The sequence below is a fragment of the Streptomyces sp. NPDC038135 genome (genome assembly GCF_055601245.1).
In genome coordinates this window covers 917,988-928,523 of record NZ_JBVJXS010000001.1, presented here as the reverse complement: position 1 = coordinate 928,523, position 10,536 = coordinate 917,988, and the positions used below count along the sequence as shown (strand labels likewise).

11 protein-coding genes and 1 rRNA gene are annotated in these 10,536 nt (G+C 71.4%); 10 read left to right on the top strand and 2 right to left on the bottom strand.

The window, feature by feature from the left end; translation table 11 throughout:
- Positions 1-159 precede the first annotated feature (159 nt).
- The 10 genes from rrf to ACZ7JA_RS04340 all read left to right on the top strand — a co-directional run bounded on the left by rrf (position 160) and on the right by ACZ7JA_RS04340 (position 8,092).
- Positions 160-276 (top strand): 5S ribosomal RNA (gene rrf / locus ACZ7JA_RS04385).
- Between the two features lie 71 nt (positions 277-347).
- Complete coding sequence (locus ACZ7JA_RS04380; RefSeq protein WP_470807110.1) at positions 348-992, top strand: HAD family hydrolase; 645 nt, start codon at positions 348-350, stop codon at positions 990-992.
- A 93-nt stretch (positions 993-1,085) separates the two neighbouring features.
- Positions 1,086-1,826 (top strand): VC0807 family protein, encoded by a 741-nt coding sequence (locus ACZ7JA_RS04375; RefSeq protein ID WP_351667500.1) that lies wholly within the window; start codon positions 1,086-1,088, stop codon positions 1,824-1,826.
- Between the two features lie 81 nt (positions 1,827-1,907).
- Positions 1,908-3,122 (top strand): MFS transporter, encoded by a 1,215-nt coding sequence (locus ACZ7JA_RS04370; protein ID WP_470807107.1) that lies wholly within the window; start codon positions 1,908-1,910, stop codon positions 3,120-3,122.
- The gene (locus ACZ7JA_RS04365) at positions 3,073-4,245 is read left to right on the top strand and encodes an acetoin utilization protein AcuC (RefSeq protein ID WP_351667502.1); all 1,173 of its coding nucleotides are present in this window, start codon (positions 3,073-3,075) and stop codon (positions 4,243-4,245) included. Before ACZ7JA_RS04370 ends, ACZ7JA_RS04365 begins: the two co-directional genes overlap by 50 nt.
- Before the next feature lie 84 nt (positions 4,246-4,329).
- Positions 4,330-5,145, top strand: a complete 816-nt coding sequence (locus ACZ7JA_RS04360; RefSeq protein ID WP_351667503.1) for a phosphatase — start codon at positions 4,330-4,332, stop codon at positions 5,143-5,145.
- A gap of 129 nt (positions 5,146-5,274) precedes the next feature.
- Positions 5,275-5,487, top strand: coding sequence for a helix-turn-helix domain-containing protein (locus tag ACZ7JA_RS04355; protein ID WP_004984898.1), 213 nt, complete (start codon positions 5,275-5,277; stop codon positions 5,485-5,487).
- Positions 5,488-5,620: 133 nt separating this feature from the next.
- Positions 5,621-5,719, top strand: a complete 99-nt coding sequence (locus tag ACZ7JA_RS04350; RefSeq protein ID WP_003948845.1) for a 30S ribosomal protein bS22 — start codon at positions 5,621-5,623, stop codon at positions 5,717-5,719.
- Between the two features lie 241 nt (positions 5,720-5,960).
- Positions 5,961-7,022: an NAD-dependent epimerase/dehydratase family protein gene (locus tag ACZ7JA_RS04345; RefSeq protein WP_389305177.1), complete on the top strand. Its 1,062-nt coding sequence runs from the start codon at positions 5,961-5,963 to the stop codon at positions 7,020-7,022.
- Positions 7,023-7,036: 14 nt separating this feature from the next.
- On the top strand, positions 7,037-8,092 hold the full coding sequence (locus ACZ7JA_RS04340) for a lysophospholipid acyltransferase family protein (protein WP_470807105.1): 1,056 nt from the start codon (positions 7,037-7,039) through the stop codon (positions 8,090-8,092).
- Positions 8,093-8,176: 84 nt separating this feature from the next.
- On the opposite strand, the gene ACZ7JA_RS04335 is transcribed toward ACZ7JA_RS04340, so the two are convergent.
- Complete coding sequence (locus ACZ7JA_RS04335) at positions 8,177-9,400, bottom strand: DUF5667 domain-containing protein (protein WP_470807103.1); 1,224 nt, start codon at positions 9,398-9,400, stop codon at positions 8,177-8,179.
- A 235-nt stretch (positions 9,401-9,635) separates the two neighbouring features.
- Positions 9,636-10,415: an ECF subfamily RNA polymerase sigma factor, BldN family gene (locus ACZ7JA_RS04330; protein ID WP_351667507.1), complete on the bottom strand. Its 780-nt coding sequence runs from the start codon at positions 10,413-10,415 to the stop codon at positions 9,636-9,638.
- Positions 10,416-10,536: the final 121 nt, after the last annotated feature.

The following is a 10,536-nucleotide window of genomic DNA, read 5'->3' as shown; positions in this document are numbered from 1 at the left end:
GGTTGATAGGCCGGATCTGGAAGCCAGGTAACTGGTGGAGGTGACCGGTACTAATAGGCCGAGGGCTTGTCCTCAGTTGCTCGCGTCCACTGTGTTGGTTCTGAAACCACGAACAGCCCCACGTTGCCACACGTGGTTCGGTTGTCAGTTTCATAGTGTTTCGGTGGTCATAGCGTGAGGGAAACGCCCGGTTACATTCCGAACCCGGAAGCTAAGCCTCACAGCGCCGATGGTACTGCAGGGGGGACCCTGTGGGAGAGTAGGACGCCGCCGAACAATTATTGGGAAAACCCCCGCATCGAAAGATGCGGGGGTTTTCTGCGTTCCGGGTCCTTTAGGGTCTGGGTATGCGCTACGACCTCGTCATCTTCGACAACGACGGTGTTCTCGTCGACAGTGAGCCGATCTCCAACCGGATTCTGGCCGCCCATCTGACGGAGCTGGGGCACCCGACGACGTACGAGGACTCCATGCGCGACTACATGGGGTCCGCGATGCACCGGATCCACGATCTGGTCCTGGAGCGGACGGGGCAGCGGCTCCCGGACGACTTCGACGACGTCTTCCACGCCCGTGTGTTCGCCGCGTTCGAGCGGGAGTTGCAGCCCGTCGCCGGCGTAGACGGAGTGCTGGAGAAGCTGGCCGCGGACGGGGTGCCCTACTGCGTGGCGTCGTCCGGGAGCCACGAGCGGATCAGGGTGGGGCACCGGACGACCGGGCTCGACCGCTGGTTCACGCGGGACAGGATCTTCAGCTCCCAGGACGTCGGCCGGGGCAAGCCGGCCCCCGACCTCTTCCTGTACGCGGCCGAGCGGATGGGCGCCGCACCCGGGCGCTGCCTGGTGGTGGAGGACTCCCCGCTGGGCGTCCAGGCGGCCGTGGCGGCCGGGATGGACGTGTACGGGTTCACCGCGATGACCCCGCCGGCGAGGCTCACGGGCGCGAACCAACTCTTCTCCACCATGGGCGAGTTGGCCGACCTGCTGGTATGACCGGCGGCACCCGGCGGTGACTGACATTTGTCATGGGGACCACCGGACGATCGTTCCTACCGCCGGACCCCGCCCGGCGGCGAACCTTGGAGCATGACGAAGACCACGGGGAACCAGGACCGGACCGAGAACCCGAGCCGCGGGCAGCGCACGGGCAGACTGCGGACCTTCAAGCCGCTGCTGGTGGACGTGGCGCTGCCGATCGGCTCGTACTACCTCCTCAAGGAGGCCTTCGGGATGAGCACCTTCGGGGCGCTCGCCTGGAGCAGCGTGGTGCCGGCGGTGCGGACGGTGTGGGGCGTGGTCAGGGAGCGCACGGCCAACGCGTTCGCCCTCCTCACCCTGGTGGTGAACGTCGTGAGCCTGGTGGCCGGCTTCGTGTCCGGCGATCCCCGGCTGATGCTCGCCAAGGACGGTGCGGTCAGCAGCACTCTGGCGATCGGCATCCTGGTCTCGGTCGCGCTCGGCAAGCCGGCCATGACCGCGGGGATGAAGCCCTTCCTCGTCAAGGGCGACGCCGGCCGTGAGGCCGCCTGGGAACGGCTCGCCTCGGGCGCGGCTGCCGGTTCGGACGCCTTCCGGCGCAAGGAGCGGGCCTTCTCGCTGGTGTGGGGGACGGCCCTGCTGCTCGAGTGCGTCGCCCGGGTCGTCGGCGCCTACACCCTCCCGGTCGACACGATGGTCTGGCTCGGCACGGTCGTCATCGCGGTGGTGCTGACGGCGGCGTTCGTGGTCGGCGGTGGCCTCGCGGCCGAGCCGATGGCGCGGCTGCTCACCGCCGAGGCGAACGCCGGCAAGGCCGGCCGGCTCCCCGAAGTGGCCGTCGCCGCCTGATCCGCCGGACGGCGAAGGTGAGGGAAACTCACCTTTGGCTGGATCTACCCACAGGTAGCCCGGGGCCCTACGCTCGCCGCCATGACTGATGTGCTGCGGCGCGGCAGGGCCTCGCTGGCGTTCAGCTTCTTCGCGCAGGGCGTCGCGTTCGCGCTGCTGGTGACGCGCATCCCGGCCATCCAGGACCGCTACGGGATATCCGACGCGCTGCTTCCGGTCTTCCTGGCCGCCGTCCCGATCCTCGCCGGGGCCGGCAGTGTGACGACCGAGCAGCTCGTGAAGCGGATCCGGCCCAGCCGGCTGCTGCGCTGGTCGCAGCCGGTGGTGCTGCTGGCCCTGGTCGGCGTCGGAGCCGGTGACGGGCTGGCCGGACTCGGCGTGGCCCTGGCGGTGTTCGGTCTCTCCGTCGGCGCGCTGGACGCCTCGATGAACATGCTCGGGGTGAGCCTGCAGCGGACGTACGGGCGCAGCATCATGCTGAGCTTCCACGCGGTGTACAGCCTGGGCGGGATCGTCGGCGCCTCGCTGGCCTGGGCCGGGGCGCACTGGCATCTCGCGCTGTGGGTGTCGTACCTGCCGGTGGTGGCCGTGCTGCTGCCGGGGGCGCTGGTGGGCAGCCGGTGGTACGTCGACGGGGTGGCGGAGCCGGTGGCCGACCGGCCGGCCGGGCAGGGCGGGGGTCTCGTCTTCAAGCTGCTGCTGCCGCTGTGCCTGGTGATGACGTTCGCGTACATCGGGGACTCGACCGTCTCCAACTGGAGCGCGAAGTACCTGAAGGACGTGCTGGGCAGTTCGGAGCAGCTGGCGACCGTGCCGTACAACGTGTACATGGTGACCACGCTGGTCGGCCGGTCCATCGGGGACTTCGGGGTGCGGCGGTTCGGCGCGGCCGCGGTGGTGCGGCTCGGGGCGCTGGTGGCGGCCGCCGGGTTCGCGGTGGTGTCCGTGGCGCCGGACGCGTGGCTGGGGATGCTCGGGTTCACCCTGCTGGGGCTGGGGCTCTGCGTCCTGGTGCCGCAGACGTTCGCGGCGGCGGGCCGGCTGTTCCCGGACGCCTCGGACGCGGCGATCGCGCGGCTCAACATCTTCAACTACGTGGGTTTCCTCGTCGGTTCGCCGCTGGTGGGTGCGCTCGGGGACGCCTGGAGCTACCGCGGGGCCATGCTCGTGCCGATGGTGTTGGTGCTGGTGACGCTCGTGTACGCCAGGTCGTTCGCGGCTCAACCGGACCGATACGGTGGCGGGCATGAGCGGCCGCGCACAGCTGATGTGGGACGAGGCAGTAACGGGCTATGACTTCGGCCCGGACCATCCGATGGATCCGGTCCGGCTGGAGCTGACCCGGAGGCTGGTGGGCGCCTTCGGGCTCGACCGGGAGCTGCGGGTCGTCGCGGCGAAACCGGCCGGTGAGTCGACGCTGCGGCTGGTGCACCGCCCGGACTACATCGACGCCGTGAAGGCCGCTTCCGCCGACCCGCGCTCGGCCCGCGGGGCGTACGGCCTCGGCACGGAGGACGATCCCGCGTTCGCCGGGATGCACGAGGTGTCCGCGCTGATCGCCGGGCAGTCGGTGGGCGCGGCGGAGGCGGTGTGGCGCGGGGACGCGCTGCACGCGGTGAACTTCACCGGCGGGCTGCACCACGCGATGCCGGGCGGCGCCTCGGGGTTCTGCATCTACAACGACGCGGCGCTGGCCATCGCGCGGCTGCTGGAGCTGGGCGTCGAGCGGGTCGCCTACGTGGACGTCGACGTGCACCACGGGGACGGGGTGCAGGCGGCGTTCTGGGAGGACCCGCGGGTGCTGACGGTCTCGCTGCACGAGCATCCCCGTACGTTGTTCCCGCAGACCGGGTGGCCGCAGGAGACCGGCGCGGGCGAGGGCGAGGGCACCGCGGTGAACGTGGCCCTGCCGGCCGGGACCGGGGACGCGGGATGGGTGCGGGCGTTCCACGCGGTGGTGCCCGAACTGCTCGCCGGGTTCCGGCCCCAGGTGCTGGTCTCGCAGCACGGCGCGGACACGCACTTCGAGGATCCGCTGGCGCATCTCGCGGTGTCGCTGGACGCCCAGCGGGCGGTGCAGGTGGCGTGCCACGAGCTGGCGCACGAGTACGCGGACGGCAGGTGGGTCGCGCTGGGGGGCGGTGGCTACGCGGTGGTCGAGGTGGTGCCGCGGTCGTGGACGCACCTGGTGGGGATCGCGGCGGGCCGTGAGGTCGATCCGGCGGCGGAGATTCCCGAGGAGTGGCGGCAGGAGGTGTTCGCGCGGACCCGGCAGCCGGCGCCGCGGCGGATGACCGACGGGCGGTGGCCGGTGTCGTTCGCCTCCTGGGAGGAGGGCTACGACCCCGCCGATCGCCTGGACCAGGCCGTCCTCGCCACCCGCCGCTCGGCGTTCCCGCTGCGCGGGCTGCTGCCCTGAGCGCCGGGGCGCCCACTGGGCCAACCGTGCGGTGTTCGCCCGTTCCGCCACCGGGCCGCCGCCCGGTGCGTCAGCATCGCAAGCGTGTGGACCGCCGAGGGCCTTCGTGCGCATCTGCTGGCCGCCCGGCTGGCCGGTGAGATCGGGACGTCCCGTGAGGCCAGTCTCCGCCGGTACCGGCTGTTCGCGGCCCGGGACCCGCGGGCGCTGATCGGAATCGACCCCGAGTCGCCGTGGGGGCAGCGGGAGTTGCTCGCCCTGATGGCGGCCAGGTGCGGGGTTTCGGCCGATCCCCGGTGCACCTCCGGCCCGGACGTGATCGATCCGGAACGGACGCTGGCGGCGCTGGACGCGTTCGCGGAGCGGATCCGGAGGGTGGCCGGGCGGGGCGCGCCGGTGCTGCTGGGCACCGGGCATCCGCATCGGCTGCTCGGGTTCTACGGCGGCTTGGCGGACGCGCTGTCGGCGGCGGGATGTGAGGTGCTCACCTCCGCGCAGGGTCGCTGTGTCGACATATTGACCCGGTTCGGTCTACGCACGTACCGAGTCGACTACGTCCGCGGGGTTGCCCTGGTGCGGGAACCGGACGGCGGGCGCCCCGGTTGTGAGCCGGGTGCGCACTGCCACTCGCCGCTCCCGGTTCGGGTGGTCCTGGCCGCCGCCGCCGAGGCCGGCGGACCGCTGCCGGAGCTGGTGATCGGCGACCACGGCTGGGTCTGCGGTGCTGGTCAGCTGGGGTTCGAGGCCATCGGACTGGCCGACACCGACGATCCGGCGCTGTTCGTGGGGGAGGCGGAGGGAGTCGTGTCCGTCGTCGTTCCGGTTGACGACGGCATGCCGTCTGGTCACTATCTGCCGCTGGCCCGCTACGTACTCAATCGAGCCCGTCTGTCACAGTAGGCCGCCGATGGGTGCACCTCTTCCCCACTCGCATCACCCGCCCCTACATTGGGGAGTGAGCACGCAACGACGAAGAGTCACCGGAAGGGGAAGCCGGTGGCCGTCGAGTGCGGAAGGTTCAGGTGTGTCATGGCTGCAGCTGGCGAGAGGCCTCTGAACGAGGTCCAGTTCCTTACCGTGGCGGAGGTCGCCTCGGTGATGCGAGTGTCGAAGATGACCGTGTACCGGCTGGTGCACAGCGGTCATCTGCCCGCGATCCGGGTGGGGCGGTCCTTCCGCGTCCCCGAGCAAGCGGTACACGAGTACCTCCGCGAGAGTTATGTGGGGGTGGAGACGGCCTGACGGCGCTCGGGAAGACCCCGGGCAACCCCTCGATTACGGGCTCGGCGCTCGACCGGGTAGGCTGACCCCTCGTAGGTCGTGTGGGCCCATGGCGCCCAAACAACCGAGTGATGAGAAGTGAGCGAGGGTAGTCGTGGGCTCTGTTATCAAGAAGCGGCGCAAGCGGATGGCCAAGAAGAAGCACCGCAAGCTGCTCAAGCGCACGCGCGTTCAGCGCCGCAACAAGAAGTAAGCGGCGCCGCGAGAGCGTGTTCTGTGGCCCCCCACCTGAAAAAGGCGGGGGGCCACAGTCGTGTCCGGACCCGGGCGCCCGCCGGCCTTCGGCGGGGTCGGCATGTTCCGACTGGGGAAATTCCGTCACTTCACGCATCGGGTGGCCATCACAGCGCAACATCAACCCGCTAAGTTTGCCGACACGGGGAACGCGGCAGGGGCCAGGTCCCGTACGAGGTCGGGAAGGGAAGGCGCTGATCTTGGGCAAGGTCGTGCTCGTCACCGGAGTGGCCCGGCAGCTCGGCGGCCGGTTCGTACGGCGGATCCTGCGGGACCCGGACGTGGACCGGGTGATCGCCGTGGACGCGGTGCCGCCGGCGCATCATCTGGGCGGAGCCGACTTCGTCCAGGCCGACATCCGGCAGCCCGGCATCGCCCGGGTGCTCGCCGAGACGGGCGCCGACACGGTCGTCCACCTGGACGTGACCGGTACCGCGCTGGGCGGCGGCAGCCGGGCCACGGTCAAGGAGACCAACGTCATCGGCACCATGCAGTTGCTCGGCGCCTGCCAGAAGTCGCCGAGCGTGCGCCGGCTGGTGGTGAAGTCCAGCACCAACGTCTACGGGTCCGCGCCGCGCGACCCCGCCGTGTTCACCGAGACGACCCCGGCCAAGTCGCTGCCCAGCGGCGGGTTCGCGAAGGACACGGTGGAGGTCGAGGGGTACGTCCGCGGGTTCGCGCGGCGGCGGCCGGACGTCGCCGTGTGCGTGCTGCGCTTCGCCAACATCCTCGGGCCGGCCGCCGACACCCCGCTCGCGGCGTACTTCGCGCTGCCGGTGCTGCCGACCGTGTTCGGCTACGACCCGCGGCTGCAGTTCGTGCACGAGGACGACGTCGTCGAGGTGCTGCGGCTGGCCTCCCACGAGCCGCGCCGGGGCACGCTGAACAGCGGCACCTTCAACATCGCGGGGGACGGCGTGCTGCTGCTCTCGCAGTGCTCGCGGCGGCTCGGGCGGCCCACGGTCCCGTTGCTGCTGCCCGCCGTCACGTGGGCCGGTTCGCTGGTGCGTACGCTGGGAATGACGGACTTCTCGCCCGAACAGATCAGGCTGCTCACCCACGGCCGGGTGGTGGCCACCGACCAGATGCGCGAGACGCTGGGCTTCCGGCCCAAGTACACGACGGCGGAGACGTTCGCGGACTTCGCGAGCGGCCAGGGCCCCGGCCTGCTGCCGCCGGAGGCCCTCGCGGGGGCCGTGGACCGGGTCGCCGCGCTCGCCGCGAAGAGCGGCGGGCACCTCCCGACGCAGAGCGCCAACTGAGGAGCGCAGCAACGATGGCGGACGCCAAGGTCATTCCGTTCGACGACGACCGGTCCCGCGGGAGCGCCGCCCAGCGGCCGTCGCGGCGCCGCGGCGCGGGGAACCGGCGCGGGGCGGCCGGGGAGGCCGGGCCGGTTCGTGAGGTCCAGCCCCTGCCCGCCAGTGCGGCCGGGCAGGATGATGTCCCGGTGACCGCAGAGGAAGGGCCGCCCGCCGCGCCGCACGACGACGGCGGTCTCGAGCGGCGCATCGCGAGCGGTCTGTCGTTCCTGCGCCGCCGGCTCACCGGGGACTACGAGGTCGACGACTTCGGCTACGACGAGGAGCTGACCGACCAGGTCCTGATGTCGCTGCTGCGGCCGGTGTACGAGAAGTACTTCCGGGTCGAGGTGAAGGGCGTCGAGAACATCCCGGCCGACGGCGGGGCGCTGATCGTCGCGAACCACTCCGGGACGCTGCCGCTGGACGGCCTGATGATGCAGGTCGCCGTGCACGACCACCACCCGGCCGACCGGCATCTGCGGCTCCTCGCGGCCGACCTGGTGTTCGTGCTGCCGGTGGTCAACGAGCTCGCCCGCAAGCTGGGCCACACCCTGGCCTGCGCGGAGGACGCCGAACGGCTGCTGGCGCAGGGCGAACTGGTCGGCGTCATGCCGGAGGGCTTCAAGGGCATCGGCAAGCCGTTCAGCGAGCGCTACAAGCTCCAGCGGTTCGGCCGCGGCGGTTTCGTCTCCACGGCTCTGCGGCAGGGAGTGCCGATCATCCCGTGCTCGGTCGTCGGCGCCGAGGAGATCTACCCGATGCTCGGCAACGCCAAGACCCTGGCGCGGCTGCTGGGCTTCCCGTACTTCCCGCTGACGCCGACCTTCCCGTGGCTCGGGCCGCTCGGGGCGATTCCGCTGCCCACCAAGTGGACCATCCAGTTCGGCGAGCCGATCCCCACGGACGGCTATCCGCCGGAGGCGGCCGACGACCCGATGCTGATGTTCAACCTGACCGACCAGGTCCGCGAACAGATCCAGCACACGCTCTACAAGCTGCTGGTGCAGCGGCGGTCGGTGTTCTTCTGACGGCTGCTCCGCCGGCCGTGCGACGGTACGGCGACGGGGGCGCCCCTGCTCGGAAAGGGGCGCCCCCGTCGCCGTCGTACCGCGCTAGTCCGCGTTCTGGCCGTCGATGCCCAGGCCGGGCAGCAGGCCCGGGAGGAGCGGCGGAAGGGTGACGTCCGGCGCGCTCGTCGGGGACTTGCTGGGGGTCGGGGAACCACCGTCGCCGCCGATCTTCGGCGGGTCGAGCAGACCGCCCGTGCTGCCCCCGATCAGGCTGTCGTCGCTGTCGCGGGTGGCCGATCCGGTCGGGCTGCCGGAGCCGGTGCGCCCGGTGGACGGCGTGCCGCCGGTGCTGGGCGCCGTCGGACGGTGGCTGCGGGAGGAGCCGGTGGACGCCTCGCCGGAGCCCTGCCGTTTGCCGTCGCCCGTCGAAGCGGGCGGCTGCGGCAGCAGGGACTGCAGCGGGGCGACCTCTTCGTCTATGGCGTCGAAGACCGACGACACCTGCTGTTTGACGTCGCCCAGCTGCACGGGCAGCTTGTCGCTCAGCGCGCTCCAGGCGTCCCGGTGGGACTCGGAGAAGCTGGAGAGCGCCTGGATGGGCCCGAGGGAGTCCGGGTCCCGCTCGTAGGCCTCGTGCAGCAGGCGGTGGCCCTCGGTGACGTCGTGCCGCATCCCGGACAGGGTGCGGCGGATCTCACCGATGGACTCGTGGTCGAGCTGCTGTCCGCCACGGGCGCGCTCCATCAGCCGGCGGGCCTCGCTCAGCCGGGTGGAGGCCTGGTCGAGGTACGTCTGGCCGCGCTGGTCCTCGCCGTCGCTCAGGTAGTTGAGCCTGAAGTCCTCGATGCCGCGCTTGAGGCCGTACAGCGAGTCGCCGGGCAAGGCGTCGGAACTCGCGGCGGCGACTCCGCCGAAGGCCCCGGCGGCCACGCCGACGCTCAGTCCGCCGGCCGCGAGCCCCTTGGTCAGTCTGGAGCGCGGCCGGAGCTTGCCCAGCGGGCTCGCCCGGTGTGCGCCGCGCCCGCGGGAGCGCTGTTCGGGTACGGCTGTGTCCGCCGCCCCGCCCTCCTGGAGCATGGCCTCCATCGCGGCCACCAGCTGGGCGCGCTGGACGACCTTGACCTCGGGGTCGAGCTGCGGCCTGGGCAGTGCGCCGAGGTCAGCGGCCAGGGCCAGGAGCTCGCCCCGCTCGGACTGTTCCTCGGCGGTCGGCGGCGGTCCCGCCGCCGCTGTGGACTGCTCGGCCGCCATGTCCCGGTCGGACTGCTCCTCCAGGGCCTGGGCGAAGGCGTTCGCCCGCCGGTGCGCCGATACGTTCGCGATCACTGGCGGCACCTCCTCTCGTCATCACGGTCGACTCCCCAGGGGGTCCTGAGGGTTGCACGCCCACGACCTCTTCCACACGATCGAGCGATGGAGTCGGCCGGGACGTGACCACAGGGAGCCTGTATCCCGCACAACGAGCGGTCCGGCACTTGGGTTACGGACGGCGGATGATCGGGTCGGAAAGTCAACGGGCCGCGACCGGGTGTGAGTTGGCGGTGGCTGAGTGTCGCCGGCGTCAGCGGGCGTCGTCCGGCAGGAGCCGGGCGAGCGTCCGCACGGCGCGGTACTGGAGGGTCTTGATGGCGCCTTCGTTCTTGCCCATCACACGGGCGGTCTCGGCCACCGAGAGACCCTGCAGGAAGCGCAGGGTCACGCACTCCTGCTGCTGGGGGTTGAGCCGGCGCACGGCGTCCAGCAGCGCCGCGTTGGAGAGGGACTCCAGGACGGAGTCCTCCGGGGAGCGCTCGACCTCGTTGGCGTCCAGCATCTCGCCGGTGGTGACCTCGAGCCGGAACCGGCTGGACTTGAAGTGGTCCGCCACCAGGTTCCGGGCGATCGTCACCAGCCAGGCGCCGAAGTCGCGGCCCTGCCAGGTGAACGTGCCGATCCTGCGGAGCGCCCGCAGAAAGGTCTCGCTCGTCAGGTCCTCGGCGGTCGCCTTGCCGCCCACCCGGTAGTAGATGTAGCGGTACACGGTGTCGCTGTACTGGTCGTAGAGGCGGCCGAAGGCCTCGGCCTCACCGGCCTGGGCGCGCTCCACGAGGTCCATCATCCGGGCGCTGTCGCTGTCCGCGGCCGGTCGGCGGGCGGTGGCCGCGCCGGTGGCGCGGCCGCGTCTGCCGACCGCGGCGCTGCCCTCGGCCAGTGCGTAGCACGGGCCCAGGGGGGCGGCGGTGGCGAAGGCGGGGACGGCGTACGCGGTGGGGACGGCGCCGCGCAGCGTCTCTTTGACCGCCGCGACCGTCGCGCGCAGCGTAGCCAGGCCCGAGGCGTCAACCCCGACGTGTGGGTACACGGGACTCCCAGAGGCAGAGCTTGCATCACGTGCAGTGCGGAACCGTTCACCCGTCGTAGCGACGGAGGGGTACCGGATTGCGTCTGAGGAGAATAACGCTTCGTACAGGCACTGCTACACC

Excerpts from the sequence above, each read along its gene's own strand:
- ACZ7JA_RS04380 (WP_470807110.1), top strand. The coding sequence starts at position 348 with ATGCGCTACGACCTCGTCATCTTCGACAACGACGGTGTTCTCGTCGAC.
- ACZ7JA_RS04375 (WP_351667500.1), top strand. The coding sequence starts at position 1,086 with ATGACGAAGACCACGGGGAACCAGGACCGGACCGAGAACCCGAGCCGC.
- ACZ7JA_RS04370 (WP_470807107.1), top strand. The coding sequence starts at position 1,908 with ATGACTGATGTGCTGCGGCGCGGCAGGGCCTCGCTGGCGTTCAGCTTC.
- ACZ7JA_RS04365 (WP_351667502.1), top strand. The coding sequence starts at position 3,073 with ATGAGCGGCCGCGCACAGCTGATGTGGGACGAGGCAGTAACGGGCTAT.
- ACZ7JA_RS04355 (WP_004984898.1), top strand. The coding sequence starts at position 5,275 with ATGGCTGCAGCTGGCGAGAGGCCTCTGAACGAGGTCCAGTTCCTTACC.
- ACZ7JA_RS04340 (WP_470807105.1), top strand. The coding sequence starts at position 7,037 with ATGGCGGACGCCAAGGTCATTCCGTTCGACGACGACCGGTCCCGCGGG.